Annotated in this window: 31 protein-coding genes; 6 read left to right on the top strand and 25 right to left on the bottom strand. The window is 71.3% G+C overall.

Annotated features, from left to right (window positions below):
- Nucleotides 1–13: 13 nt before the first annotated feature.
- The 8 genes from ABD998_RS13085 to infC form a co-directional block, all read right to left on the bottom strand.
- Nucleotides 14–925: an amino acid ABC transporter permease gene (locus ABD998_RS13085; protein WP_345439841.1), complete on the bottom strand. Its 912-nt coding sequence runs from the start codon at nucleotides 923–925 to the stop codon at nucleotides 14–16.
- Nucleotides 922–1,569, bottom strand: coding sequence for an amino acid ABC transporter permease (locus ABD998_RS13080; RefSeq protein WP_345439839.1), 648 nt, complete (start codon nucleotides 1,567–1,569; stop codon nucleotides 922–924). The genes ABD998_RS13085 and ABD998_RS13080 overlap by 4 nt, the downstream gene beginning before the upstream one ends.
- Before the next feature lie 56 nt (nucleotides 1,570–1,625).
- Nucleotides 1,626–2,528 carry a glutamate ABC transporter substrate-binding protein gene (locus ABD998_RS13075; protein ID WP_345439837.1) on the bottom strand — a complete coding sequence of 301 codons (903 nt, stop codon included), beginning with the start codon at nucleotides 2,526–2,528 and terminating at the stop codon, nucleotides 1,626–1,628.
- A gap of 69 nt (nucleotides 2,529–2,597) precedes the next feature.
- Nucleotides 2,598–3,338, bottom strand: coding sequence for an amino acid ABC transporter ATP-binding protein (locus tag ABD998_RS13070; protein ID WP_345439835.1), 741 nt, complete (start codon nucleotides 3,336–3,338; stop codon nucleotides 2,598–2,600).
- An 88-nt stretch (nucleotides 3,339–3,426) separates the two neighbouring features.
- Nucleotides 3,427–4,233: a TrmH family RNA methyltransferase gene (locus ABD998_RS13065; protein WP_345439833.1), complete on the bottom strand. Its 807-nt coding sequence runs from the start codon at nucleotides 4,231–4,233 to the stop codon at nucleotides 3,427–3,429.
- A 68-nt stretch (nucleotides 4,234–4,301) separates the two neighbouring features.
- Complete coding sequence (gene rplT, locus ABD998_RS13060; protein ID WP_345439831.1) at nucleotides 4,302–4,688, bottom strand: 50S ribosomal protein L20; 387 nt, start codon at nucleotides 4,686–4,688, stop codon at nucleotides 4,302–4,304.
- A 33-nt stretch (nucleotides 4,689–4,721) separates the two neighbouring features.
- Nucleotides 4,722–4,916, bottom strand: coding sequence for a 50S ribosomal protein L35 (gene rpmI / locus ABD998_RS13055; RefSeq protein ID WP_067026090.1), 195 nt, complete (start codon nucleotides 4,914–4,916; stop codon nucleotides 4,722–4,724).
- A gap of 73 nt (nucleotides 4,917–4,989) precedes the next feature.
- A complete protein-coding gene (gene infC / locus ABD998_RS13050; protein WP_425562980.1) occupies nucleotides 4,990–5,562 on the bottom strand; it encodes a translation initiation factor IF-3 in 573 nt (190 codons plus the stop codon).
- 279 nt (nucleotides 5,563–5,841) lie between these two features.
- Here infC and ABD998_RS13045 point away from each other — a divergent pair, with 279 nt between their 5' ends.
- Complete coding sequence (locus ABD998_RS13045) at nucleotides 5,842–6,252, top strand: DUF1844 domain-containing protein (RefSeq protein WP_345439829.1); 411 nt, start codon at nucleotides 5,842–5,844, stop codon at nucleotides 6,250–6,252.
- A gap of 33 nt (nucleotides 6,253–6,285) precedes the next feature.
- Here the strand turns inward: ABD998_RS13045 and ABD998_RS13040 are convergent, their stop codons facing one another.
- The 6 genes from ABD998_RS13040 to ABD998_RS13015 form a co-directional block, all read right to left on the bottom strand.
- Complete coding sequence (locus ABD998_RS13040) at nucleotides 6,286–7,053, bottom strand: SseB family protein (RefSeq protein ID WP_345439827.1); 768 nt, start codon at nucleotides 7,051–7,053, stop codon at nucleotides 6,286–6,288.
- A complete protein-coding gene (gene priA / locus ABD998_RS13035) occupies nucleotides 7,037–7,783 on the bottom strand; it encodes a bifunctional 1-(5-phosphoribosyl)-5-((5-phosphoribosylamino)methylideneamino)imidazole-4-carboxamide isomerase/phosphoribosylanthranilate isomerase PriA (protein ID WP_345439825.1) in 747 nt (248 codons plus the stop codon). Before priA ends, ABD998_RS13040 begins: the two co-directional genes overlap by 17 nt.
- Before the next feature lie 85 nt (nucleotides 7,784–7,868).
- Nucleotides 7,869–8,516: an imidazole glycerol phosphate synthase subunit HisH gene (gene hisH, locus ABD998_RS13030; protein WP_345439822.1), complete on the bottom strand. Its 648-nt coding sequence runs from the start codon at nucleotides 8,514–8,516 to the stop codon at nucleotides 7,869–7,871.
- Entirely contained in the window at nucleotides 8,513–9,112 is a 600-nt protein-coding gene (gene hisB, locus ABD998_RS13025; RefSeq protein WP_345439820.1) for an imidazoleglycerol-phosphate dehydratase HisB, read from the bottom strand. Before hisB ends, hisH begins: the two co-directional genes overlap by 4 nt.
- A 40-nt stretch (nucleotides 9,113–9,152) precedes the next feature.
- Nucleotides 9,153–10,232, bottom strand: coding sequence for a histidinol-phosphate transaminase (locus ABD998_RS13020; RefSeq protein ID WP_345439818.1), 1,080 nt, complete (start codon nucleotides 10,230–10,232; stop codon nucleotides 9,153–9,155).
- 30 nt (nucleotides 10,233–10,262) lie between these two features.
- The gene (locus tag ABD998_RS13015; RefSeq protein WP_345439816.1) at nucleotides 10,263–10,616 is read right to left on the bottom strand and encodes a LysM peptidoglycan-binding domain-containing protein; all 354 of its coding nucleotides are present in this window, start codon (nucleotides 10,614–10,616) and stop codon (nucleotides 10,263–10,265) included.
- A gap of 251 nt (nucleotides 10,617–10,867) precedes the next feature.
- Between ABD998_RS13015 and lexA the strand changes: the two genes are divergently transcribed.
- Genes lexA through ABD998_RS13000 form a run of 3 tightly spaced genes read left to right on the top strand, consistent with a single transcriptional unit; the run spans nucleotide 10,868 to nucleotide 14,331 of the window.
- Nucleotides 10,868–11,551 (top strand): transcriptional repressor LexA, encoded by a 684-nt coding sequence (lexA, locus tag ABD998_RS13010; protein ID WP_345439814.1) that lies wholly within the window; start codon nucleotides 10,868–10,870, stop codon nucleotides 11,549–11,551.
- A gap of 58 nt (nucleotides 11,552–11,609) precedes the next feature.
- Entirely contained in the window at nucleotides 11,610–13,574 is a 1,965-nt protein-coding gene (locus tag ABD998_RS13005; protein WP_345439812.1) for a S9 family peptidase, read from the top strand.
- A gap of 4 nt (nucleotides 13,575–13,578) precedes the next feature.
- Nucleotides 13,579–14,331: a hypothetical protein gene (locus ABD998_RS13000; protein ID WP_345439810.1), complete on the top strand. Its 753-nt coding sequence runs from the start codon at nucleotides 13,579–13,581 to the stop codon at nucleotides 14,329–14,331.
- A 4-nt stretch (nucleotides 14,332–14,335) separates the two neighbouring features.
- Here ABD998_RS13000 and hflX read toward each other — a convergent pair whose 3' ends face one another.
- Entirely contained in the window at nucleotides 14,336–15,853 is a 1,518-nt protein-coding gene (gene hflX / locus ABD998_RS12995; RefSeq protein WP_345439808.1) for a GTPase HflX, read from the bottom strand.
- 140 nt (nucleotides 15,854–15,993) lie between these two features.
- Between hflX and ABD998_RS12990 the strand changes: the two genes are divergently transcribed.
- A complete protein-coding gene (locus tag ABD998_RS12990; RefSeq protein ID WP_345439806.1) occupies nucleotides 15,994–16,632 on the top strand; it encodes a class I SAM-dependent methyltransferase in 639 nt (212 codons plus the stop codon).
- Here ABD998_RS12990 and ABD998_RS12985 read toward each other — a convergent pair.
- Nucleotides 16,538–17,521 (bottom strand): LysR family transcriptional regulator ArgP, encoded by a 984-nt coding sequence (locus tag ABD998_RS12985; RefSeq protein ID WP_345439804.1) that lies wholly within the window; start codon nucleotides 17,519–17,521, stop codon nucleotides 16,538–16,540. The two genes, ABD998_RS12990 and ABD998_RS12985, sit on opposite strands and share 95 nt — an antisense overlap.
- 76 nt (nucleotides 17,522–17,597) lie before the next feature.
- On the opposite strand from ABD998_RS12985, the gene ABD998_RS12980 reads away from it, so the two are divergent.
- Complete coding sequence (locus tag ABD998_RS12980; RefSeq protein ID WP_345439802.1) at nucleotides 17,598–18,278, top strand: LysE/ArgO family amino acid transporter; 681 nt, start codon at nucleotides 17,598–17,600, stop codon at nucleotides 18,276–18,278.
- Between the two features lie 2 nt (nucleotides 18,279–18,280).
- Here the strand turns inward: ABD998_RS12980 and dapF are convergent, their stop codons facing one another.
- From dapF to pgsA, 9 genes are all read right to left on the bottom strand, one after another.
- Entirely contained in the window at nucleotides 18,281–19,153 is an 873-nt protein-coding gene (gene dapF / locus ABD998_RS12975; protein ID WP_345439800.1) for a diaminopimelate epimerase, read from the bottom strand.
- Between the two features lie 77 nt (nucleotides 19,154–19,230).
- Complete coding sequence (gene miaA, locus ABD998_RS12970) at nucleotides 19,231–20,133, bottom strand: tRNA (adenosine(37)-N6)-dimethylallyltransferase MiaA (RefSeq protein ID WP_345439798.1); 903 nt, start codon at nucleotides 20,131–20,133, stop codon at nucleotides 19,231–19,233.
- Nucleotides 20,130–21,671, bottom strand: coding sequence for a tRNA (N6-isopentenyl adenosine(37)-C2)-methylthiotransferase MiaB (gene miaB / locus ABD998_RS12965; protein ID WP_345439796.1), 1,542 nt, complete (start codon nucleotides 21,669–21,671; stop codon nucleotides 20,130–20,132). The genes miaA and miaB overlap by 4 nt, the downstream gene beginning before the upstream one ends.
- Nucleotides 21,672–21,719: 48 nt before the next feature.
- Complete coding sequence (locus ABD998_RS12960) at nucleotides 21,720–22,565, bottom strand: regulatory protein RecX (RefSeq protein WP_345439794.1); 846 nt, start codon at nucleotides 22,563–22,565, stop codon at nucleotides 21,720–21,722.
- Nucleotides 22,566–22,578: 13 nt separating this feature from the next.
- Nucleotides 22,579–23,634, bottom strand: a complete 1,056-nt coding sequence (recA, locus tag ABD998_RS12955; protein ID WP_345439792.1) for a recombinase RecA — start codon at nucleotides 23,632–23,634, stop codon at nucleotides 22,579–22,581.
- A gap of 239 nt (nucleotides 23,635–23,873) precedes the next feature.
- On the bottom strand, nucleotides 23,874–24,092 hold the full coding sequence (locus ABD998_RS12950) for a DUF3046 domain-containing protein (protein ID WP_345439790.1): 219 nt from the start codon (nucleotides 24,090–24,092) through the stop codon (nucleotides 23,874–23,876).
- A 5-nt stretch (nucleotides 24,093–24,097) separates the two neighbouring features.
- Nucleotides 24,098–24,415 (bottom strand): helix-turn-helix domain-containing protein, encoded by a 318-nt coding sequence (locus tag ABD998_RS12945; protein WP_345439788.1) that lies wholly within the window; start codon nucleotides 24,413–24,415, stop codon nucleotides 24,098–24,100.
- Between the two features lie 123 nt (nucleotides 24,416–24,538).
- A complete protein-coding gene (locus tag ABD998_RS12940) occupies nucleotides 24,539–25,057 on the bottom strand; it encodes a CinA family protein (protein WP_345439786.1) in 519 nt (172 codons plus the stop codon).
- The gene (gene pgsA / locus ABD998_RS12935; RefSeq protein WP_345439784.1) at nucleotides 25,054–25,632 is read right to left on the bottom strand and encodes a CDP-diacylglycerol--glycerol-3-phosphate 3-phosphatidyltransferase; all 579 of its coding nucleotides are present in this window, start codon (nucleotides 25,630–25,632) and stop codon (nucleotides 25,054–25,056) included. The genes ABD998_RS12940 and pgsA overlap by 4 nt, the downstream gene beginning before the upstream one ends.
- Between the last annotated feature and the right edge of the window lie 13 nt (nucleotides 25,633–25,645).

Raw genomic sequence — 25,645 nt, 5'->3', positions numbered from 1 at the left:
GCCCCCGAGCGGCTCAGACCCGGCCGTCGGCGTCGGGCTCGCCCTGCTGCAGGATGACCGACGTGTTCGTCGCGCCCTCGTGCTGCCGGGGATCCTTCGGCCCGCCCGCGAGACGGACCTTCGGGGACTTCCGCATGCGCTTCTCCACCGTCCTCGCGACGAGCGACAGCAGCAGGCAGAGGACGATGTAGATGCCGCCGATGAGGATCGCCGCCGGGATGTACGGACGCCCGTACGCGAGCTGCCCGCCGATGAGCTTGGCGACGTAGAGCAGTTCATCGTAGGTGATGATCGAGCCGAGCGCGGTGTCCTTGAGCGTCACGACGAGCTGGGCGAGGATCACGGGCAGCATCGCCCGGAAGGCCTGCGGAAGGAGGATGAACGTCATGACACCCGACTTCCGGAGGCCGATCGCGTACCCTGCCTCGGTCTGCCCCTTCGGCAGCGACGCGACGCCCGCGCGGATGGCCTCGGCCATGACCGAGCCGTTGTAGGCGATGAGGGCGACCACCACCGCGAGGTAGGGCGACACGGAGACCCCCACGCTCGGGAGCCCGTAGTACATGATCATCATGAAGATGAGCACGGGGATCGCACGGAACACCTCGATCACGATCGTGAACGGGATGCGGACCCAGGCATGATCGGACAGTCGCCCGACGGCGAAGACGACCGCGAACACGAGGGAGCCGACCGCTGCTGACACGAACGCCAGCAGCGTCGACACGAGGCCGCCCACGATCTGCTCCCAGATCGTCGTGTACCCGAAGATCGACCACTTCTGCGCGGTGAGCTGACCGGAATCGATGAAGAGCCACAGCACCCAGGCGAAGAGGGCGACGAGAGCGACGATGGTCACCGCGCCCAGGATCCGGTTCCGCAGGATCGCCTTCGGACCAGGGACGTCGTACAGGACGGAGGTCATCGGATCACCTTCCACCGGGTCTCGAGCGTTCGCTGGAGCCATGAGAGCAACAGGACCATGACGACGAAGAACGCGGCGATCCAGAGAAGCACCACCATCGCCGGCTCGCCGCGCTCCGACAGGTTCGCGCGCATGGCACCCAGCTCGAAGACCGAGAAGCCCGCCGCGACCGTCGTGTTCTTGAGCAGCGCGATCAGCACGCTCATCATCGGCGGCACCACCGAGCGCACCGCCTGAGGCAGCACGACGAGCGTCATGACCTGCCCGAACGAGAGCCCGATCGCGCGGGCTGCCTCGGCCTGGCCGACGGGAACTGTGTTGATGCCGGAGCGGAGCGCCTCGGCGACATAGGTGGCGGTGTAGAAGCCGAGCGCCAGGATGGCGAGCGTCGTGTAGCTGAGGTCGGCCACACCGAGCGCGGGGAAGCCGAGTGCGAAGAAGAAGAAGATCAGCGTCAGCGGCGTGTTCCGCACGAGATTCACGTACGCGGTCCCGACCGCGCGCGCGATGGGGACTGGAGACACGCGCATGGCACCGACGACGAACCCCAGGACGAGCGCCATCAGACCGCTGACGAAGAACAGGAGAACGGTGTTCGCGAGCGCACCGCTCCACAGATCGAGGTTGTCGACCAGTGTGTCCACGCTTCATCCCTTCCGCGAGTGGTGGTCCGGGCGGCGCGAGCCGCCCGGACCGATGATCAGTACTGGTCGACCGCAGGCTGCTCCGCGGAGACTCCGGAGGCACCGAGGTTCGCGTCGAAGATCGCCTGCCACGTGTCGCCGCCGTCTGTCAGCGTCTCGTTGAAGAACGTGCGCAGAGCGTCGTCGCCCTTCGGGAGCCCGATACCGTAGTTCTCCGTCGAGAACGGCTCGCCGACGACCTTGAGCTCCTCCGGGTTCTGCGCCGCGTATCCGATGAGGATCAGCTCGTCTGTCGTGACGGCGTCGACGGTGCCATTAAGAAGGGCGTCGACGCACTGCGTGTAGGTGTCGAACTCCTCAGTCTGCGCCTCGTAGTTGTCGCGGATGTTCTGGATGGGAGTCGAGCCGGTCGCCGAGCACACCGTCACGTCCGACGTGAGGTCGGCATCCGACTCGATCGTGTCGTTGTCGGCGGCGACGAGCAGACCCTGCCCGGTCACGAAGTACGGGCCTGCGAAGTCGATCTGCTCCTTGCGGGCATCCGTGATGGAGTACGTGCCGACGTAGTAGTCGATGTCGCCGTTGATGATGGCCTGCTCGCGGTTGGCCGACGGGATCGCCTCGAACTCGATCTGCTCCTCGCTGAAGCCGAGCGAAGCGGCCATCCAGCGAGCGATGTCGATGTCGAAGCCCGTGCGCTCGTTGGTCGTGGCATCGAGGTATCCGAGCCCCGGCTGGTCCTCCTTGACGCCGACGACGACCCCGTCACGCTCCACCATCGCGTCGTACGTGGGGCTGCCCTCGAGGTCGACCTCGGTCGCCACTTCGAAGAGCGGCTCATCGGCGTCGTCGCCGCCGTCACCCGTCGTGCTTCCGGGCGTGCCGCTGTTGCAGGCGGTCAGGGCGAGCAGCGCCGTGGCGGCGATCCCCACGCTCGCGAGGGTCCTGATCTTGCGCATGTGCGTTCCTCTCTCTCGGTTGAGAACTTGACCGGGCCTCACGCCGTTGTGCGGCTCCGGAGTCAGGGGTCAGTGCGTGATGAGCTTGGACAGGAAGTCCTTGGCGCGGTCGGAGGTCGGGTTGGTGAAGAACTCCTCCGGCGCCGACTGCTCGACGATCTGACCGTCCGCCATGAACACGACGCGGTTGGCGGCCTTGCGCGCGAACCCCATCTCGTGGGTGACGACGATCATCGTCATGCCCTCGTGGGCGAGCCCCACCATGACGTCGAGCACCTCGTTGATCATCTCCGGGTCGAGCGCGCTCGTCGGCTCGTCGAACAGCATGACCTTGGGATGCATGGCGAGCGCTCGCGCGATCGCGACGCGCTGCTGCTGCCCGCCGGACAGCTGGGCGGGCAGCTTGTCGGCCTGCGCTCCCACGCCGACGCGTTCGAGCAGAGCGCGCGCCTCCTTCTCTGCGTCCGCCTTCTTCATGCCGCGCACCTTGATGGGACCGAGGGTGACGTTCTCGAGGATCGTGAGGTGCGCGAACAGGTTGAACGACTGGAACACCATGCCGACCTCGGCGCGCAGGTTCGCGAGCGCCTTGCCCTCCTTCGGCAGCTCCTTGCCGTCGATCGTGATCGACCCGCTCGTGATCGTCTCGAGGCGGTTGATCGTGCGGCACAGCGTCGACTTGCCGGAGCCGGACGGCCCGATCACGACCACCACCTCGCCCTTGTCGACCGTGAGGTCGACATCCTTCAGCGCGTGGAAGTCTCCGTAGTGCTTCTGCACGTCCTTGACGACGACGAGGGGCTCAGCCATGGGTTCACCCTAGGCGCAGGCTGTGCAGATCCTGAACATCCCCGGGCGAGGATTTACAGAGTTGTGACGGGGAGAGCTCCCCAGGTGCTCATTCCGCCTCGCGCTGGGCGAACGCGCTCTCGTACAGGCACACGCTCGCCGCGGTCGCGAGGTTGAGCGACTCGGCACGGCCGAAGATCGGCAGCCTCAGCGCTCGGTGCGCCAGGGCGAGCGCATCGTCGGCGAGGCCTCGCGCCTCGTTGCCGAACAGCCACGCCGTCGGCCGCGCGAGCGATCCGTCCCGTCGCGCGGCGAGCAGGTCGTCGCCCTTCACATCCGCAGCGACCACGTCGAGGCCGGCCCCGCGCGAACGCGCGACGACGTCCGCGAGATCGGCGCCCACGACGACGGGCACGTGGAAGAGCGATCCCGTCGTCGACCGGACGACCTTCGGGTTGTAGGGGTCCACCGTCCGCCCCGTCAGCACGACGGCGTCGGCGCCCACCGCGTCGGCGGCGCGGATGATCGTGCCGAGGTTGCCGGGATCGCGCACCTCCTCGCAGATCGCGACGAGGCGCGGGCGCGCGGAGAAGACGTCCTTCAGGGCGGTCGGGTTCTGCTTCGCGACCGCGACGAAGCCCTGCGGCGTGACGGTGTCCGCCATGGCGGCCAGCACGTCCTCCGTGACGAACTCGATCTCGACGCCCTCGTCGACGAGCGCGGAGCGGAGGTCCGCGTGCTTCTCGAGCGCGGTCGGTGTGGCGTACAGCTCCACGATGACATCAGGGCGGAAGGCCACGGCCTCACGGACCGCCTGCGGGCCCTCGAGCAGGAACAGCCCGGTCTCCTTGCGGGCGACGCGCCTCGCCAGCTTCGCAACGGCCCGCACTCGCGGCGATCGGGGATTCTCCAGCACGCCCTCAAGTGTAGAGACAGCAGAAGAGGGCGCCCCTCAGGGGCGCCCTCTTCGCGAGGCGTGTCAGATCACGCAGCCGACTTCGGCGCGTTCACGTCGCCGGGCAGAGCCTTCTTGGCGACGTCGACGAGGGCCGCGAACGTCGCGGGCTCGTGGACGGCGAGCTCCGCGAGGATGCGACGGTCGACCTCGACGCCGGCCAGGCCGAGGCCCTGGATGAGGCGGTTGTAGGTGAGGCCGTTCTGGCGGCTCGCGGCGTTGATGCGCTGGATCCACAGGCGGCGGAAGTCGCCCTTGCGCTTGCGACGGTCGCGGTACGCGTAGACGAGGGAGTGGGTGACCTGCTCCTTCGCCTTGCGGTACAGGCGCGAACGCTGACCACGGTAGCCCGAGGCGCGCTCGAGGATGACGCGACGCTTCTTCTGCGCATTTACTGCGCGCTTGACTCTAGCCATTCTTCATACTTCCTAACGAACGTCCGTCGCGGTTCAGCGACCGAGGAGCTTCTTGACGACCTTGAGGTCGTTGCCCGAGATGACCTGGTCCTGGTTCAGGCGGCGGGTGCGGCGGCTCGACTTGTGCTCGAGGTTGTGGCGCATGCCCGCCTGCTGCTTCTTGATCTTGCCGCTGCCGGTGATCTTGAAGCGCTTCTTGCTGCCCGAGTGGGTCTTCTGCTTCGGCATCTTCTTCTTTCCTTGCGTCTGCGCCCGGTGGGCGACGTGATGTGCAACCCGCCGAAGCGGGAAGTTCGGGGGACTACTCCGCCGCGGGCTCCGCGGCGACCGTCTTCGCCTCGCGCTGCGCCTGCTTGGTCGCTGCGCGCGCGGCGTTCTGCTCGGCCTTCGCCTCCGACTTGTTCCGATGCGGGGCGATCACCATCACCATGTTGCGGCCGTCGATCGTGGGCCGCGACTCGACCGATCCGAACTCCGCGACGTCCTCCGCGAACTTCTGCAGCAGGCGCACGCCCTGATCGGGGCGCGACTGCTCACGGCCGCGGAACAGGATCATGGCCTTGACCTTGTCTCCCGCCTGCAGGAAGCCCTCGGCACGCTTGCGCTTGGTGTCGTAGTCGTGCTGGTCGATCTTCAGGCGGAAGCGGACCTCCTTGAGGACCGTGTTCGCCTGATTGCGGCGCGCTTCCTTGGCCTTCTGGGCGGCCTCGTACTTGAACTTCCCGTAGTCCATGATCTTGACCACGGGAGGACGCGAGTTGGGGGCCACCTCGACGAGGTCGAGGTCGGCCTCCTGCGCCAGGCGCAGTGCCACCTCGATACGGACGACGCCGATCTGCTCGCCTGCCGGGCCGACGAGTCGGACCTCTGGCACGCGGATGCGCTCGTTGGTGCGGGGATCGCTGATGCGGAACTCCTTGGGTGCGTGATTCGAGCCACCGTGTCGCGAGGGTCGCGGCGCGGGCGGGAGAAGAGTTCAGCATCCACCCGAGCACGACGATCGACATCGGCTCGACACCCTGATCGACCCGCGCGGACGCGAGCGGAGTGTGCATGACCCGGTAGCCTGGAGCGGCAAGCGCGGGTGGGAACTGAATCCTCTTTCGTCCGGAGCGAACTCCGGAGCCCGCAAGAGTCTACCAGAGAGCGGTCCATGAGCGCCATTCCGTCCGACGAGCCCATCCACGACGCCGAACGCCACGCGCGGTGGGAGGAGCAGGAGCGCGCCGCGGCCGCCACCGAGGCCGTCCGGGACATCGCCGACGTCGCCGCCGTCGAGGTCATCGCGTCGAGCTGCGTCCACCTCATGAGCGCCGCAGCGGTGAAGCTCGGCCTCGCCGACGCGGCGGACGCCGACGAGCTCGTCGACCTCGACGAGGCGCGCAAGCTCATCAACGCGCTCGCGGGCCTCGTCACGGCCGCCGCCCCGGAGATCAGCGACATGCACGCGCGGCCCATCCGCGACGGGCTGCGTTCGCTTCAGCTGCGCTTCCGCGAGCTGTCGCTCATCCCTGACGCGCCGGGGGCGGGCCCGGGCGAGAAGTACACCGGCCCCGTCATCTGAGGCATCCGGCCGTCCGAGCCGAGGACGGCCGCGTCAGCCGCGCTCGAGCGTGACCTGGAGAGAGTCCACGAGCACGGCGATGCGGTCGTCCGCCGCCCAGCGGCGCGCCAGCCGCTGCAGGACCGCGTCGAGCTCCCCGCGCTCGAGACCGTCGACGAGGCGGAGCCGGACGACGAGCTCCGGGCCCCGCAGGCGCGCCTCCGGATCGCCGGCCTCCACCGCGAGATCGAGCACGGCCAGCTCGCCGCGGATGCTCGTCTGCAGCGCGAGGAACACGTCCGGGCTCTCGGGCGAGGGCTCCCAGGCCTGGTCCTGCGCGATCGCCCAGACGGCGGGCCGGCGCACGACGAACTCCGTGGGGCTCGTCGGATCGAGGACGATGAGGTCGGTGTCCTCCCCCGCGGCCGCGAGCGCCGCGCGGGGGCCCGCCACGGGGATCGGCCGAGCAGCCGCGTCCCACGCCGAGAGGGTCTCGACGCAGCTGAAGAGCGGAAGCACCTTTCGGCCGTCCGGCGCCGAGACCGTCACGATCGACAGCTCCTGCGTCTTGTCGACGGCGAGCCCGTGCGCTCCGACGCCCTCGTCGCCCTTCTCCGCGACGAGCGGGACGAGCACGCGCGCGCCACGCAGCGCGTCGACGACCTCGCGCGCGGACGCGCGACCGGCGCGGAATCCCGTCAGCGCGTCCCACAGTGCGGGGTCGGCCGAGCCGTCGTCTCCCGCAGCGGGGTTGGGATGGAACCGGCGCCCCTCCCAGGGGACGCCGGCGGAATCGGAGAGGCCGTCAGTATCCGGCGACATCCAGCGCCTCGGCGAGCGTGAACGCGCCCGAGTAGAGGGCCTTGCCGACGATCGCTCCCTCGACGCCGAGCGGGACGAGGTCGCGCAGCGCGGCGATGTCGTCGAGGCTCGACACGCCGCCAGATGCGACCACCGGCTTCGGCGTGCGCGATGCCATCTCGCGCAGGAGCTCGATGTTCGGCCCGCGCAGCGTGCCGTCCTTCGTCACGTCGGTGACCACGTAGCGGCTGCAGCCGGCCTCCTCGAGGCGCTCGAGCACCTCCCAGAGGTCCCCGCCCTCCTGCGTCCATCCGCGGGCGGCGAGCGTCGTGCCGCGCACGTCGAGCCCGACCGCGACCGCGTCGCCGTAGCGCCCGATGACGGATGCCGTCCACTCGGGGTTCTCGAGCGCGGCCGTGCCGAGGTTGATCCGCTGCGCGCCGCTCTCGAGGGCGGCCTCGAGAGAGGCGTCGTCGCGGATGCCGCCCGAGAGCTCGACGTTCACGCCGCGCACGTGCTTGATGACCTTCCGCAGGATGCCCGCGTTCGACCCCCGGCCGAACGCCGCGTCCAGATCGACCAGGTGGATCCAGTCCGCACCCTGGCTCTTCCAGTTGTCGGCGGCCTCGAGCGGATCGCCGTAGCTCGTCTCGGAGCCGGCCTCGCCCTGCGTCAGCCGGACGGCCTTGCCGTCGGCGACGTCGACAGCGGGGAGGAGGGTCAGTGCGGGTGTGGACGCGAAATCGTTCATGGCTCCTCGTGCACGCGGGCCTTTCCCGCGGACGCACGAGTCAAGAGACTAGACCGCCCGCGGCCCCCGCTCCAACTCGGTGCTGTCACAGCACGGGAGCGAGGCCGTCCACCCAGTTGCGCAGCAGGCGGATGCCCGCCTCCCCCGACTTCTCGGGGTGGAACTGGGTGGCCGACAGCGGCCCGTTCTCGACGGCGGCGAGGAAGGGACCGCCGTGGTGCGCCCACGTCAGCACAGGCTGGGGGAACGGCGGCTGGACGTCGAGCTCCCACTGCTGCGCCGCATAGGAGTGCACGAAGTAGAAGCGCTCGCCCTCGAGCCCGCGGAAGAGCCGCGACCCGTCGCCCGCGTCCACCGTGTTCCAGCCCATGTGGGGGACGACGGGCGCATCGAGCTGCGCGACGGTCCCCGGCCACTCGCCGAGGCCCTCCGTCTCGACGCCGCGTTCGATGCCGCGCGCGAAGAGCACCTGCATGCCGACGCAGATGCCCAGGACGGGACGCCCGCCCGCGAGACGCCGCTCGATGAGCTCTCCGCCGCGGATGGCGTCGAGCTGCTCCATGACGGCCTGGAAGGCGCCCACTCCGGGGACGAGGAGGCCGTCGGCATCGAGCACCGTGGACCGGTCGCGGGTCAGGGACACGTCGGCGCCGGCGGCCTCCAGCGCCTTCACCGCCGAGTGCACGTTGCCGGAGCCGTAGTCGAGGACGGCGACCTTCGGACGCGCCGTCACAGCGCGCCCTTCGTCGACGGGATGCCGTCCACGAGCGGGTCGAGCGCCTTGGCCTGCCGGAACGCGCGCGCGAACGCCTTGTACTCGGCCTCGGCGATGTGGTGGGGATCGCGGCCGCCGAGGACGCGGACGTGCACGGTGAGGCCCGCGTTGAACGCGAGCGCCTCGAACGTGTGGCGCACGAGCGAGCCCGTGAAGTGGCCGCCGATGAGGTGCTGCTCGAACCCGGCAGGCTCCCCCGTGTGCACGAGGTACGGCCGGCCCGAGATGTCGACGACGGCCTGCGCGAGCGCCTCGTCGAGCGGGACGAGCGCGTCGCCGTATCGCGAGATGCCCGACTTGTCGCCGAGCGCCTCGCGGATCGCCTGCCCGAGCACGATCGCGGTGTCCTCGACGGTGTGGTGCGCGTCGATGTGGGTGTCGCCCGTCGCCGTGACGGAGAGGTCCGTGAGCGAGTGCTTCGCGAACGCCGTGAGCATGTGGTCGAAGAAGGGCACGCTCGTGTCGATGGTGCTCTTCCCCGTGCCGTCGAGGTCGAGCTCGAGCTCGATGGTCGACTCGCTCGTGGAACGGGTGCGGCGCGCGATTCGGGTCATGCATCGATTCTATCGGCGCGCCGTCGGCCCCATCCCGCGCTCAGCGGCCGATCTCGGCGAGCGCGTCGAGGAACGCGCTCGTCTCCTCCTCCGTGCCCGCCGTGACCCGAAGGTGACCGGGGATGCCGATGTCGCGGATGAGGATCCCGCGGTCGTAGAGCGCCTGCCACGTGCCGCGGACGTCGTCGACCCCGCCGAACAGGACGAAGTTCGACCAGGTCGGGTAGACCGTGTAGCCGAGCGCCTCGAGCGTGGCGGAGATGCGATCGCGCTGCACGACGATGTCGTCGACCATCGACAGCATGGTGTCGGAGTGGCGGAGTGCGGCCGACGCCGCGGCCTGTGTGAGCGCACTGAGGTGGTACGGCAGTCGCACGAGGCGGAGGGCGTCGACGAGCGCGGGATCGGCGGCGAGGTACCCCACTCGCGCGCCCGCGAACGCGAACGCCTTGCTCATGGTGCGCGACACCACGAGGCGTTCGCGCCCGGGGAGCAGCTGCAGCGCCGACGGCACGTCGCGCGGGGCGAACTCGCGGTACGCCTCGTCGACGATGACGATTCCGCGGGACGCCTCGTAGACCGCCTCCACGACGTCGTTCTCGAGCGGCGTCCCCGTGGGATTGTTCGGTGCGCACAGGAAGACGACGTCGGGCCCCGCGTCGGCGACCTGCTCGGCGGCGCTCTCGGGAGTGAGGGTGAAGCCAGCGCCGCGCTCACCCGCGACGAATGCCGAGCCCACGCCGCGGGTCAGCAGCGAGTACATCGAGTAGGTGGGGGCGAAGCCGAACGCCGTGCGACCCGGTCCGCCGAACGCCTGCAGGATGTGCTGCAGCACCTCGTTCGAGCCGTTCGCCGCCCAGATCTGCGCGGGCTCGATCCCGTGGCCGAGGTAGTCCGCGAAGCCCTCGCGGAGGGTCGTGAACTCGCGGTCTGGGTACCGGTTGACATCGCGGAGCGCGAGGGCCACCGAGTCGGCGATGTCGTCGGCGACGTCGTCGGGGATCGGGTGGGTGTTCTCGTTGACGTTGAGGGCGACGGGCAACGGCGCCTGGGGAGCGCCGTACGGCTGCTGTCCGCGGAGGTCGTCGCGCAGGGGGAGGTCGTCGAGGGTGGCGGTCACCCCATCCATGCTAGGGCGTGCGCACGGGGCTCAGTCCGCCGAGGCGTAGGCCGCGGGGATGGCGATCTCCGCGCCGGCGTCGACCCCGCCGCCGTCGAGGCGGTTGAGGCGGACGATCGCGTCGACCACGTCCCGCGGGTCGGCGTCGGGAGCGATCTCCTCCGCGATCCCCCACAGGGTGTCGCCCGCGAGGACCGTCACGGTCTCGAACCCGCCCGCAGGCACGCCGGCATCGCTGGATCCCAGCGCGCCGCCCCCGTTGAGCACACCGAGACCGATCGCCGTCACCACGGGCGCCGCCGCGAGCGCGGCGACGACGCGACGACCACGCGCCGTGAGGCGCAGTCGAGTACGGCGGACGGGGGCTGTGCGGATGGTGCTCATGTCGGTTCCTTCCTCGGGTCCGCTTCGAACCTGCATCTCGGCCGGGAGATGCAGGCCCGAAGCGATGTTCCGAATCTATCTTCGATGTGCCGGGCGTGTCAAGAGTTGTCTTCGAAGCCGTCGCCCGCTCCGTGCGCGACACGCTCGAACAAATCTCCTCGGATCCGTGTCGCATCCGATACCGTCTTCTCGACGGGATCACCACATCACGCACCACCGACATCCGCTCGGGGCAGCGAAGGAGCACGGACATGACGGATGCCCAGACGCGCGGCGAGAAGCCGCGGACGCGCAGGCGCAAGAACCTCAGCGAGAAGCAGCTGGCCATCCTCGAGGTCATCCAGCGGTCCATCCAGGTGAACGGCTACCCGCCGAGCATGCGCGAGATCGGAGACGCCGTCGGCCTGAAGTCGCTCTCGAGCGTGACTCACCAGCTCGGTCAGCTGGAGCTCAGCGGCTACCTGCGGCGCGACCCGGGGAAGACCCGCGCCATGGAGGTGCTCATCGACCTTCCCGGCTCCGCCGCGGAGAACCCCGCCGACTCCGCCCCCTCCGTCGGCGACGCCGCTCTCGTACCGCTCGTCGGCCGCATCGCCGCAGGCGTGCCGATCACGGCCGAGCAGCATGTGGAGGAGATCTTCCCGCTGCCCCGCCAGCTCGTCGGCAAGGGCGACCTGTTCATGCTCAAGGTCACGGGCGAGTCGATGATCGACGCGGCCATCTGCGACGGCGACTGGGTCGTCGTGCGATCGCAGGGGACGGCCGACAACGGCGACATCGTCGCGGCCATGGTGGACGGCGAGGCGACCGTGAAGACCTTCCGCCAGCGCGACGGGCACACCTGGCTGCTGCCGCGCAACTCCGCGTTCGAGCCCATCCTCGGCGACGAGGCCGTCGTGCTCGGCAAGGTCGTCGCCATCCTGCGCGCGGTCTGATCCCGCGGTCCCGCATCCCGCCCGCCCGGCGGCCGCGGCGCCGGATAGCGTGGACGGCATGACGCAGACGCTCCCCTACGGCTCCTGGCCCTCGCCCCTCGCCGCGTCGGACATCGCGGTGTCGGCGCCCCGCCTGTCGGGCGCGCGCTTCGCCGACGACGACATCTGGTGGGCGGAGGGCGTGCCCTCCGAGCGCGGACGCACGGCCGTGCGCCGCGCATCGGACGGCGGGATGGTGCTCCCCTCCCCGTGGAGCGCACGGTCGCGCGTGCACGAGTACGGCGGCGGCGCATGGCTGCCCGGTCCGGACGGGACGCTCCTGTTCGTCGAGCAGTCGGATCAGCGCGTGTACTCCCTCGCGGCCGGCGGCCTGCCCGTCGCGCTCACCCCCGCGGACGAGCACGCGGCGTACGGCGACCTCGTGCTCGCCACGGGGCGGCTGTGGGCCGTCCGCGAGCGCCAGGACGGGCGGCGGGTGACGCGCGACATCGTGACGGTGCCGCTCGACGGCTCAGCGGCGCGGAGGCCCGACCGGATCGTCAGCGTCGTCGCCGGGAGCGACTTCCTCGCCTTCCCCTCCCCGCGCGCCGGCCGCCTCGCCTGGATCGCGTGGGACCATCCCGACATGCCGTGGGACGCCGCGGAGCTGCGCATCGGCGACCTCGGCGCCGACGGCCGGATCTCGCAGTGGCGAACGCTCGCGGGAGGGCGCGTCGACGGCACGGAGGTCTCCGCGCTCCAGCCGGAGTGGATCTCCGACGACACGCTCCTGTTCTCCGCCGACCCGCCCATCCGCCCCGGCGGCGCCGCCCGCTGGAACCTGCACCGCGCCCGTCTGGATGCGCGGGGCGACGAGGTCGCCGTCGTCCGCACGGTCGACGCCGACACGGGCGGACCGCTCTGGAACCTCGGGACGCGCTGGTACTCCCCGCTGGCCGACGGACGCATCCTCGCCGTCGAGACGGACGGGCGCGACCGACTCGTCCTCATCGACGGCGGAACGGTGACCGACCTGGACACCGTGCTGGGAGAGATGCACGTCGAGGACGTCCGCGGCACCCGCGCCCTGCTGACGGGCGCGGGTCCGCGCACACCCGGCGGGATCTGGCTGCTCGATCTCGCCCTCGGGACCCTGACGGCGCTGCGGGGCGGAGTGTCCTCCCTCGACCCGGAGTGGCTGCCTGAGGCCAGGGCGGTCGCCTTCGACGGCCCGTCCGGCGAGGTGCACGCCTTCCACTATCCGCCCACGAGCCCCGTCGCCGAGGGCCGGGACGGCGAGCTGCCGCCCTGTCTCGTACTCGTCCACGGCGGGCCGACCGCCCACGTGGCGGGATCGCTCTCCCTTGCCATCACGTACTTCACGAGCCGCGGCATCGCCGTCCTCGACGTGAACTACGGCGGCTCCACGGGCTACGGGCGCGCCTACCGTGAGCGGCTCCGCGGCGAATGGGGCGTCGTCGACGTCGCCGACGTCGCCGCCGCGGCGCGCGGGCTCGCGGCGGAGGGGCTCGCGGACGCCGCGCGGCTCGCCGTCCGCGGCGGGTCGGCGGGGGGCTGGACCGTCCTGTGCGCCCTCGCCGGAACCGACGTGTTCGCGGCCGGCATCAGCCGCTATGGCGTCGCCGACCTGCGCCTGCTCGTGGCGGAGACCCACGATTTCGAGGCCAGGTACATCGACGGCCTCGTCGGCCCGCTGCCGGGCGCCGAGCAGCTCTACGTCGACCGGTCGCCGCTGTCGCACCCCGAGCGGCTGCGCACGCCGCTGCTCATCCTCCAGGGCGCCGACGACCCCGTGGTCCCGCCGTCGCAGTCCGAGGCGCTCCGCGACGCGCTCTCCGAGGGCGGTGTGCCGCACGCGTACCTGCTCTTCCCCGGGGAGTCCCACGGGTTCCGCGGCGCGGACGCGATCGTGCGCGCGTTCGAGGCGGAGGCGGCCTTCCTCGGCGCCGTGCTGGGATTCGACACGCCGGGGGTGCCTCCGCTGCCCCTCTCGGGGATGTCGGAGCCTCCGGCTATCGTCTGACCAGATGGAACTGACCGGCCTCGTCCTCGCCGCGGTCGGCGCCTCCGATCTGGGGCGCCGGCTCGTCGCACCGCGCGCGGCGCGCGCGGTGTCCGTGGCCGCCGTCCTCCTCCTCTGCGCGCTCGCGGGAGCGGCGCTCGGCGCGGATCCGGCCTCATCGGCCGTGCTGGCGGTCGTCCCCGCCGCGTGCGCCATCGGATGGCTCGGCACGGTGCGTCCGGACCGCGCACCGCTCGGCTTCGCGCCCGTCGTGGTGCTCGCCGCCGTCGCGGCCGCCGGTCTCGCCTTCCCTCCGGGCACCGTGCCCGCCTCCATCGGATCCGCGGGCACGCCGGTCGGGCTCGTCGTCCTCGTCGCAGGCGGGGCGCTCTTCCTCCTCGAGTCGGCCAACCTCGTCGTGCGCGCGGCGCTCCGCAGCGAGGACGTCCCCGCCGACGACGAGCCCTCTCCGCCGCGGCGCCTGTTCGCCCGTTCCGACCGCGCTGCCGTGGACGCCCCAGACCCGCGCACGACGCACACCCTGCGCGGCGGGCGCATCATCGGGCCGCTCGAGCGCATCGTGCTGGCGGGGCTCGTGCTCGCGCAGGCCTACCCCGTCGTGGCGGCCCTCATCGCCGCCAAGGGGATCGTCCGCTTCCCGGAGATCTCCCGGGACCGCGATCGGGGCACGCAGGCGGAGTACTTCCTCGTCGGCAGCATGGTCAGCTGGGTGCAGGCCCTCGCCGTCGCGGCGCTGGTATGGCTCGGCGCCCGTTGAGGGGTCAGACCGCGTAGGGCGCGAGGTCCGCGGCGAGCCGCGGCGACACCCGCACGTGCACGCGCGTGCCGCCCTCCTCATGATCCTGCGAGAGGAAGATCCCCGTCTCATGGATGGCCGACAGCAGATCGCCGCGTCCGTACGGCACGAGGGCGCGCACCTCGACGGCGGGAAGCGGCAGCGCCGCCTCCACCACGGCGCGGAGCTCGGCGATCCCCTCCCCCGTGCGGGAGGAGACGAACACCGCGTCCGGCTCGAGACCGCGCAGCACGAGGCGCGCGTCGTCGTCGATGAGATCGGACTTGTTGAAGACCACGATCTCCCGGATGTCGCGGGCCCCGACATCCGCCATGACGTCGCGGACCGTCGCCAGCTGCCCGGCGGGATCGGGATGGTGGCCGTCGACGACGTGCACGATGACATCGGCGTCGGCGACCTCCTCGAGCGTCGATCGGAACGCCTCGACGAGCTGATGCGGGAGGTTGCGGACGAAGCCGACGGTGTCGGCGAGCGTGAAGACGCGGCCATCGGCGGTCTCGGTGCGGCGCACGGTCGCATCGAGCGTCGCGAACAGCGCGTTCTCGACGAGCACGCCCGCGCTCGTCAGCCGGTTGAGCAGCGACGACTTGCCTGCGTTGGTGTAGCCCGCGATGGCGACCGACGGCACCGTGTTGCGCTTGCGCTCTGAGCGCTTGGCGTCGCGCGCGGGGGCGAACTCCCGGATCTGCTTGCGCAGCTGCGCCATCCGCGTGCGGATGCGACGGCGGTCGAGCTCGATCTTCGTCTCTCCGGGTCCGCGCGAGCCCATGCCCGCGCCCCCCGCGCCGACCTGGCCGCCCGCCTGGCGGCTCATCGACTCGCCCCATCCGCGCAGGCGCGGCAGCAGGTACTCGAGCTGCGCGAGCTCGACCTGCGCCTTGCCCTCGCGCGTCTTGGCATGCTGGGCGAAGATGTCGAGGATCACGGCCGTGCGGTCGATGACCTTGACCTTGATGACGTCCTCCAGCGCGCGGCGCTGGCTGGGGGCCAGCTCGGTGTCGGCGATCACGGTGTCGGCGCCCACGGCCGCGACGATGTCCTTGAGCTCGTCGGCCTTGCCGCGCCCGATATACGTCGCGGGGTCGGGGTGCGGCCTGCGCTGCAGCACGCCGTCGAGGACCGTCGAGCCCGCGGTCTCCGCCAGCGCGGACAGCTCGCGGAGCGAGTTCTCGGCGTCGGCGAGCGACCCCTGCGCGTACACGCCAACGAGCACGACGTTCTCGAGGCGCAGCTGGCGGTACTCGACCTCCGTGACGTCCTCGAGCTCCGTCGAGAGCCCCGCGACGCGGCGCAGCGCGTGCCGGGCCTCGAGATCCCACTGCTCGCCGTCGGTCGTCGACCCGTCGGCCGTCGACTCCGCCTGGAGCGCCTGCGCGGCTCCGAAGATGCGGACGCCCGAGCGCGACTCCGCGCGGGAGAGCACGCGATCGACCGGGTCCGTCTGCGGATCGGCCTGCACGTCGGACGGGGTCGTGTCGGTCAAAGGGTGCCTCTCGTCGGGTGCGCCAGCGGTGCGCGGGCGTCCAGCCCTCCAGGATACCCCGTCGGGCGTGTCGCCGGGGCGGCGCGGACCCGCCGTCGAGGCTTCGCCCCGAGCCCGCTCCTCGGGTAATCTCGTTCCCCATGGGGGATCACTACTTCAGTGCGAATCCCTCCGCTCCCGAGCAGCTCCGTCGCATCCGCGTGTCCCTGGCAGGTCGCGACGTCGAGGTCACCACGGCGGGCGGGGTGTTCAGCCCGGGTCATGTCGACGCGGGCACCGCGGTGCTGCTCGCGCACGCCCCGACTCCCCCGCCGGGAGGGGACTTCCTCGACCTCGGATGCGGATGGGGGCCGCTCTCCCTCGCGCTCGCGATGCAGTCTCCACACGCACGGATCTGGGCCGTCGACGTGAACGAGCGGGCGCTCGACCTCGTCCGTCGCAACGCCGAGGAGCTCGGGCTGGACAACGTCGTCGCGGCACGGCCGCACGAGGTGCCCGACGACGTGGCCTTCCGGACGCTCTGGTCGAACCCGCCCATCCGCGTCGGGAAGGCCGTGCTCCACGAGCTCATGGAGACGTGGCTCCCCCGCCTCGCTCCCCGCAGCGACGCCTACCTCGTCGTGCAGCGGAACCTCGGGTCGGACTCGCTGCACCGGTGGCTCGAGAGCACCCTGGAGCCGGACTTCAGCGTGCACCGCCACGCGACGTCGAAGGGCTTCCGCCTCCTGAAGGTGCGACGGCACGGATCGCCTCCGACGGGGCCCGTCCCGACCGCCTAGGACGTTCGGGCGGCAGGGCGGCGCGCGCCGCGGCGACGACGGCTTCGCGGATGGCGACGAGGGCCGGCGAGCGCAGGTTCCACTGCTGCCAGTGGAGCGGCACGCGGAGGCGGGGCTCCCCGAGCAGCATCAGAAGGCCCGTGTCCAGAGCGGGCTTCGCCTGCAGCGGAGGCAGCATCCCCCATCCGAGCCCGAGGCGGACGGCCGCCGCATAGTCCTCCGATGCCGGCACGTAGTGCCGCGGCGGGAGCGCCGGGTCGGCTCCCTGCTCGCGCAGCCACGCGGACTGGATGTCGTCCGCCCGATCGAAGTCGATCGCGGGCGCCTGCTCGAGGGAGCGCGCGGTGACGCCGTCCGGCATCCACCGCGCGACGAAGGCGGGAGTCGCTACGGCGTCGTAGAACGTGTCGCCGAGCGGCGTCACCGTGCAGCCCGCGATCGGCTCGCTCTGCGACGTCACGGCGGCCATGACCGTCCCCGCCTCGAGGAGGGCCGCCGTGCGGTCCTCGTCCTCCCGGTGCAGCTCGAAGGTCACGTCGTGCGTGCGGCTGACGGGCTCGAGCGCCGGCAGGAGCCACGTCGCGAGCGAGTCGGCGTTCACCGCGATGGGAACGCTGAGCCGACCGGGGCCGTCGAGGCCCAGGGCGATCGCCGCGTCGTGCGCGAGCAGACCGTACTGCCGGGCCATCCGGACGACCACGGCGCCCGACTCCGTCGCCCGCGCAGGCTTCGAGCGGACGATGAGCACGCGCCCGAGCTGTCCCTCGAGCGTGCGGAGGCGCTGGCTCACCGCCGACGGCGTGATGCGCAGCGCCCGCGCGGCGCCGTCGAGGCTGCCTGCGTCGACGATGGCGGCGACGGTCTCCGCGAGTTCCGGAGCGATCTTCATTAGCTCAGCTTACGCAGGATGAGAATCAGAAGATCTGCTTTCCGCAATCGAGATGACCGGCGTAGCGTCGCCTGCTGTGATCACCGCTCTCCTCGCCGGCCTCGGACTCTGCCTCTCGCTCATCATCGCCCCCGGCGCGCAGAACGTCTTCCTCCTCAAGATGGGCATCCGGCGCGAGCACGCGATCGCCCTCGCGGTGACGTGCTTCGCGAGCGACATCCTGCTCATCGGCGCAGGCGTGGCGGGGTTCGGCGTGGTCGTCGAGCACCTGCCGTGGCTCTTCCAGGCTGTCAAGTGGGCGGGAGTCGTCTTCCTCGCCGGCTACGCGCTGTCCGCGGGATGGCGCGCCATCCGGCCGGGTGGATCCGCGATCGAGGTCGCGGCGGATGCGCCGGCACCCGCTGCGACGGAGACGCCGAGGGGCGGCGGCACCGCGACGGCCGTGATCGCGCGCCCCGTCACGACGACGCGGACGCTCCTGCCGGCCATCCTGTCCTGCCTCGCGATCACGTGGCTCAATCCGCACACCTACCTCGACACCGTGCTGCTCCTGGGGTCGATCTCCGCGAGCTACGGCGATGCGCGCTGGATGTTCGGACTCGGCGCGGTGCTCGGCAGTGCGCTGTGGTTCGCCTTCCTCACGGCACTCGCGCGCGTCGCGGCGCGCTGGCTGCGCTCGCCCCGCTCGTGGCGGATCCTCGACGGCTCCATCGCCGTCGTCATGCTCGCCCTCGCGGCGAGCCTGGCGCTCGCCTGACGTCAGGCGAGCGCGACAGACCCCGAGAAGACGAGGGCCGCCGGCCCGGAGAGTGCGACGTGCTCGCCCTCCTCGGTGGGGAGCATGCGCACGCCGAGCGTGCCTCCCGGGACCTCGACGCGCCAGACGTCGGGCGCGCCCGCTCCGGCCCAGTCGCGCACGGCGAGAGCGGCCGCCGCGGTGCCCGTGCCGCACGAGAGCGTCTCGCCCACCCCGCGTTCGAAGACGCGCATGCGCAGCCGTCCGATCCCGTCGTGGACGCCCTGGGGGACGACGAACTCGATGTTCGCGCCGTGAGGCGGCACGGGGTCGATGAGGGGCTGCACCGTGAGATCGAGCCCGTCGAGCTCCTCCTCCGACGCGAGGGCGACGACGACGTGGGGGTTTCCCACGTCGATGCCGAGGCCGGGTCGGGCGACGGGAAGCCCCTTCGCCCGGACGAGCGGGTCGCCCGGCTCCGCGCGCCAGCGGCCGAGATCGACCTGGAAGCCGTTCTCGCTGCGGACGATGTCCTTGACCCCGGCTCGCGTGCCGATCGGCAGGGTGGTCCCAGACGGCAGGTCGGCGAGGCCGGTCTCCAGCAGGTAGCGCGCGAACACGCGCGTGCCGTTGCCGCACATCTCGGCGCGGGAGCCGTCGGCGTTGCGGTAGTCCATGAACCACTCGGCTCCGGGCTCCTCGGCGAGAGCCGCCGCGCCCTCCGGGAGGTGGGCCGAGCGGACGACGCGCAGCAGCCCGTCGGCGCCGATGCCGAACCGCCTGTCGCAGAGCGCCGCGACCTGCTCGTCCGCGAGGTCGAGCTCTCCGTCGGGGTCGGCGACGATGACGAAGTCGTTGCCCGTGCCGTGCCCCTTGGTGAACTGGATCTCCGCCATGGCCCCAGTCTACGGGCGCCGTCCCGGGGCCGCTCCGTCGCCCAGAGCCGGCCGGACAGTCAGAGCAGGCCGGACAGTCACAGCAGGCCGGACAGATCGGGAGCCTGCGCGTCCAGCCACGTGACTCCGTCGTAGCGGCGGAACCACGAGACCTGCCGGCGGGCGTACCGGCGCGTCAGCGCCTGCGTCTCGGCCACGGCCTCGTCCCGTGACTTCTCGCCGGAGAGCTGCGCGAGGGCCTGCGCGTATCCGATCGCGCGGCTCGCCGTGACGCCGCGTTCGAGGCCGCGCTCGCGCAGCGCCGCCGTCTCGTCGAGCATTCCGTCGGCCCACATCCGCTCGACGCGCGCGTCGAGGCGCGCGACGAGCGCGGCGCGGTCGAGGGCGAGGCCGATGACCGTCGCCGGGCGCCAGCGCGCTGGCGCCTCGGGCAGGGCAGCCCCGTGGGTCGGCGCTCCCTGCTCCAGCACCTCGAGAGCGCGCACCAGCCGTCGCGCGTTGCGCGGGTCGACGCGCGCCGCCGCCTCGGGGTCCGCGCGGCGCAGCCTGTCGTGGAGGACGCCGGGTCCGAGGGCGTCGAGCTCGGCCTCGAGCCGCGCACGCAACGCGGGATCGCGCGGCGGGAAGCGGAAGTCGAACAGCACGCTCGAGACGTAGAGGCCCGAGCCGCCGACGAGCACGGCGTCGCGTCCGCTCGCGAGAACGGCTTCGATCGCCGCGCGCGCCTCGCTCTGGTAGCGCGCGACCGCGGCCTCCTCCGTCACGTCGAGGACGTCGAGGAGGTGGTGAGGGACGCCGCGGCGCTCGGCGATGCCGAGCTTCGCCGTCCCGATGTCCATGCCGCGGTAGAGCTGCATGGCGTCGGCATTGACGATCTCCGCCCCTCCGACCGCGTCCGCGATCGCGAGCGACAGGTCGCTCTTGCCCGTCCCTGTGGCGCCGACGACGGCCCACAGGCGCGGCGGGCGCTCCGCGGTCACACGCCGACGCGGATGGTCGGAAGACCCAGTCGCACCGCTCCGGGAGCAGAGCCCGGAGCCGGGACCGCACACGACTCCGCCTGCGAGCGGTCCCACGCGTCGCCGGCGCGCGTGCGGCGGATCCGCAGCGGAGCACCGTCGGCGCTGTCGGCCAGGAGGTGGAAGGGCGCGGCGTGCGTCACCTCCACCGTCACGACGTCGCCCGGGCGCGGCCGCGCGGAGCCGGCGGGGAGCTCGAAGTGCACGAGGCGGTTGTCCTCCGCGCGCCCCGTCAGCCGGTGCGTCTCGGCGTCCTTCTTCCCTTCGCCGGTCGAAACGAGCACCTCGAGCGACCTCCCCAGCTGCTTCCGGTTCTCCCCGAGCGAGATGCGCTCCTGGAGGGCGATGAGCCGGTTGTACCGCTCCTGCACGACCTCCTTCGGCACCTGGTCGGGCATGGTGGCCGCCGGCGTCCCCTCCCGGATGGAGTACTGGAACGTGAAGGCGTTCGCGAAGCGCGCCTGCTCGACGACGCGCAGGGTGTCCTCGAAGTCGGCGTCGGTCTCTCCGGGGAAGCCGACGATGATGTCGGTCGAGATGGCCGCGTCGGGCATGCGCTCTCGCACGCGGTCGAGGATGCCGAGGAACCTCGCGCTGCGGTAGGAGCGTCGCATGCGCTTGAGGACGTCGTCGCTGCCCGACTGCAGCGGCATGTGCAGCTGCGGCATGACGGCCGGGGTCTCCGCCATGGCGGCGATGACGTCGTCGGTGAAGGCGGCGGGGTGCGGGCTCGTGAAGCGGATGCGCTCGAGCCCGTCGATCTCGCCTGCCGCGCGGAGCAGCTTGCCGAAGGCCTCGCGGTCGCCGAACTCGACGCCGTAGGTGTTGACGTTCTGCCCCAGCAGGGTGACCTCGATCGCACCGTCCTCGACGAGGAGACGGATCTCGCTGAGGATGTCTCCGGGCCGGCGGTCCTTCTCCTTGCCGCGGAGGCTCGGGACGATGCAGAACGTGCAGGTGTTGTTGCACCCGACGGAGATCGACACCCACCCCGAGTACGTCGAGTCGCGCTTCGTGGGGAGCGTCGAGGGGAAGACCTCGAGCGCTTCGAGGATCTCGAGCTCCGCCTCGCCGTTGTGGCGCGACCGCTCGAGCAGTTCGGGGAGGGAGCCCATGTTGTGCGTGCCGAACACGACGTCGACCCAGGGCGCCTTGTCGAGGACGGCCTGCTGGTCCATCTGCGCGAGGCATCCGCCCACGGCGATCTGCATGCCGTCGTGGACGTCCTTGCGCGACTTCAGGTGCCCGAGGGTGCCGTAGAGCTTGCCCGACGCGTTCTCGCGCACGGCGCACGTGTTGATGACGACGAGGTCTGCGTCCTCCCCCGGTGCCGCCTTGACGTACCCGGCGCTCTCGAGCGACCCCGACAGCCGCTCCGAGTCGTGCACGTTCATCTGGCACCCGAAGGTGCGGACCTCGTACGAGCGGGCGCGGCCGTCGGCGTCGAAGGCGGCGTCGGAGGGCGCGATGAGGGTCGGGGCACTGGATGGCGTAGTCATGACCCCGTCATTCTACGTTCCGGCCGCGCGCTCGCATCGGGCATCCGCTCAGCGGAACCGGACGCCGCCGCCCCCGCGGCGCGCCTCGTCGAGGGCGGTGCGCGCCGCCGTCATCGCAAGCCCGCCGCCGAAGCCTCGGCGGGCCAGCTGACCGACGAGACGGCGCACGGCGGTGTCGTCGTCGAAGCGCACGAGGGAGGATGCCTTGCCGCGCGCGAACTCGAGCGCACGCTCTCTGTCGTCGTCGGGGAGTCCGTCGAGGGCGGCGTCGACCGTCTCGCGCGCGATCCCGCGAGTCGCGAGGGCCTGCGCGATCGCCCGGCGCCCCTGGTTCTTCCTCGAGACGCCGATGTGCACGAGCTGCTCCGCGAGGGCCGCGTCGTCGAGAGCGCCGATCCGGCTGAGGCGTCGGACGATGTCCTCCACCGCATCCTCGGGGACGCCCTCCCTCCGCAGACGGGATCGGGCCTCGCTCTCCGAGAGCGATCGGGAGCGGAGCGCCTTCACGAGGCGCTCCTCGGCCGCCGCGGCGATGTCCGTCGGGATGTCGCCGTCGTCGTCGAGCGGATCCGCCGAATCGTCTCCGCCCTCCGGCAGCTCGACGAACCGCACGCCGTCGCGGACGGTCGTCGTCACGGTCGGCGCCGGGGCGAGGCGGCGCTCGCCGGACCCGAGATCGCGCCAGGTCGTGTGCCAGCCCTCGCCGTCGGGCGCCGGCGACGCCCCGCCGCCACCGGCGCCGTCGTCCGAGACGGAGCGGTCGGCCGCGGAGTCCCCGACGCGCGCGGTGTCCCGGTCGTGCACGGCCGGTGTGCGCCGCGTCGGGTGGACCGCCTGGCTCCCGCCGAACAGCGGGATGACGGGAGCCAGGCCCTCTCCGTGATCGTCGCTCATCGAGCGGCGCCGATCACGCCGATCGGCGGACCGGCTCGACGGCCGGTGCGCCCTCCGCCTGCGCAGCGGGACGCGGGCCGATACCGAGCTTGTCCTTGATCTTGCTCTCGATCTCGAGCGCGACATCCGCATTCTGGATGAGGAAGTTGCGGGCGTTCTCCTTGCCCTGACCGAGCTGATCGCCGTCGTACGTGTACCACGACCCCGACTTCTTCACGATGCCGTGCTCGACGCCGAAGTCGATGAGGCTGCCCTCGCGCGAGATGCCGACGCCGTAGAGGATGTCGAACTCCGCCTGCTTGAACGGCGGCGCCATCTTGTTCTTGACGACCTTGACCCTGGTGCGGTTGCCGACGGCCTCCGCGCCGTCCTTGAGCGTCTCGATGCGCCGGATGTCGAGACGGACGGAGGCATAGAACTTCAGCGCCTTGCCGCCTGCGGTGGTCTCAGGCGAGCCGAAGAACACGCCGATCTTCTCGCGCAGCTGGTTGATGAAGATGGCCGTCGTCTTCGTCTGGTTGAGCCCGCCGGTGATCTTACGGAGCGCCTGCGACATGAGGCGCGCCTGCAGGCCGACATGAGAGTCGCCCATCTCCCCCTCGATCTCGGCGCGGGGCACGAGCGCGGCGACGGAGTCGATGACGACGAGGTCGATCGCCCCGGAGCGGATGAGCATGTCGGCGATCTCGAGCGCCTGCTCGCCGGTGTCGGGCTGCGAGACGAGGAGCTGGTCGATGTCGACGCCCAGCTTCTGCGCGTAGTCGGGGTCGAGCGCGTGCTCCGCATCGATGAACGCCGCGATGCCGCCCGCGCGCTGCGTGTTCGCGATCGCGTGGAGGGTGAGCGTCGTCTTTCCCGAGGACTCCGGCCCGTAGATCTCGACGATACGGCCTCGGGGGATGCCGCCGACGCCGAGCGCGACGTCGAGGGCGATCGAGCCCGTCGGGATCACCTCCACGGGTGCCCGCTCATCGCTGCCCAGTCGCATGACCGAGCCCTTGCCGAACTGCTTGTCGATCTGCGCGAGGGCCGACTCCAGGGCCTTCTCGCGGTCTGCTGCTGCGGGCATGTGCCGCTCCTTCTCCACTCGTGTTCCGCCGCCTGTAGGCTGCCGCGCACCAGGGGGTGCTGCGGCAAGGCGCGTGGCTCATCCGCCGCATCCCACGCTAGGAGGGACCACCGACATCGTCGGAGGCGAATCCATCCCGGGGAGAGACGAGGCCGGAGAACCGCGTTGTGGACGAGACTACGCGCGTATCGAACGGACTTTCGACGACACGCCGTCAGGAGATCCGGGAGGATCGAACGTCAGCGCCGCGGAGCGAGGGTGCCGACGCCGTATCGCCGCTCGGCAGGCACATCCATCTCGGCGCACAGCGACGCCCAGATCTCGCCCGGGGCGATCCCCGCGTCCAGCGCCTCGCGCGCCGTCCTCCCGATTCCGGGGAGCACGAGGTCCGAGACGAGAGATGATGCGCTGCCGCCGAACTCGGCGTCGACGGCGCGCAGGAACTCGCTGCGGCGCATCCGGTTCAGCGGAGCGACAGCTCGGGCTCGACCTCGGCGATGAGCTCGTCGGGGACGACGTCGGGGAAGGCGGAGGGGACCTCGATGCCCTCGAGCACGGCGATCCGATCGCCCACCGTGCGGTAGATCGTGGAGATGGGAACGTCGAGCGCGTCGGCGACCGAGGCGAGGATCTCGCTCGACGCCTCTTTCTGCCCGCGCTCGACCTCGCTGAGGTACCCGAGCGCCACACTCGCCTTGCTCGCGACCTGACGGAGGGTCTGGCCCTTCTGCTGACGGAAGCTGCGCAGAACGTCGCCGATCTCTTGACGAACCAGGATCATGATCTCCCCTCCCCACTCCGAGTCGATTGCCGGGTGCACCAGAGTACAACACCGGTGAGACCAATCTAATCCCGACAGCCTGGGGGTGGACGCGGAAACACCCCTGGAATCACCCGATCGCGGTCAGGCGAGCTCGGCGACGGCGAGATCGAGCGCCGCGAGCACCGCCTGCGCGCGGATCGCCGTGCGATCGCCGTCGAAGACATGGGAGGCGACGGCGACCCGCTCGGGCGTCGAGACGGCCACATGCACCGTTCCCACGGGCTGGCCGTCGGGCGAAGCCGGACCGGCGATGCCCGTCGTCGAGATCCCGACGAGCGCTTCCTCGTCCCCCAGGGCGAGCACTCGGCGGATCCCCGAAGCCATCTGCCGCGCGACGTCGGGATGCACGGCGCCGTGCTCCTCGAGCAGCGCCGCGTCGACCGCGAGCACGGTCCGCTTGACGGCGGTGTCGTACGCCACGACCCCGCCCCGCATCCACTGCGACGACCCGGGGATCTCGACGATCGCGGAGGCCAGCAGACCGCCCGTGAGCGACTCCGCCGTGCCGATCGACCATCGGCGGGCGGCGAGCCGGCGGAGCAGCTCCTGCGCCACGGCGGAGGTGACGGTGCCGCCGGGCGCGCTTTCCTGCTCGGTCACGCCTTCTCGCTCCGTGCACCGCGCACCTGCGCGATCACGTAGTCGACGCCGCTCGCCACCGTCAGGACGAGGACGATCCACATGAGCACGGCCGTGACGGCCTCGAAGACCGGCACTCCCACGAGCAGCCAGACCGGCAGGAGCGCCCAGGAGAGGGCCACGCCCTGGAACGCCGTCTTGATCTTGCCCATCCAGGCGGCGGCCACGACATGCTGCTTCGCCACCGCGAAGCGGTGCACCGTGATCCCCCACTCGCGGACGAGGATGACGACGACCATCCACCACGCCATCTCGCCGAGCACGGCGAGGCCGACGAACGCGGCGCCCGTCAGCAGCTTGTCGGCGATGGGATCCCACAGCTTGCCGAAGTCGCTCACGATGTCGAACCGCCGGGCGAGGTACCCGTCGACCCAGTCGGTCGAGATCGCCACGACGAAGAGCACCGCGGCGGTCCACCTCAGGGGGAGCGACTGATCCCCCAGATGCCCCGCCACGAGCAGGAGGACGAGGAAGAGGATCGCGAGCGGGATGCGCGCGACCGTGATCGCGTTGGGGAGCTGCCGGGGGATGCCCATGGTGCCAGTCTGT

This window comes from Microbacterium gilvum, from assembly GCF_039543865.1.
In the GTDB taxonomy this organism is placed as follows: Bacteria; Actinomycetota; Actinomycetes; order Actinomycetales; family Microbacteriaceae; genus Microbacterium; species Microbacterium gilvum.
Note: the sequence above shows the minus strand (reverse complement) of the source record. Positions and strands in the feature narration are given on the sequence as shown.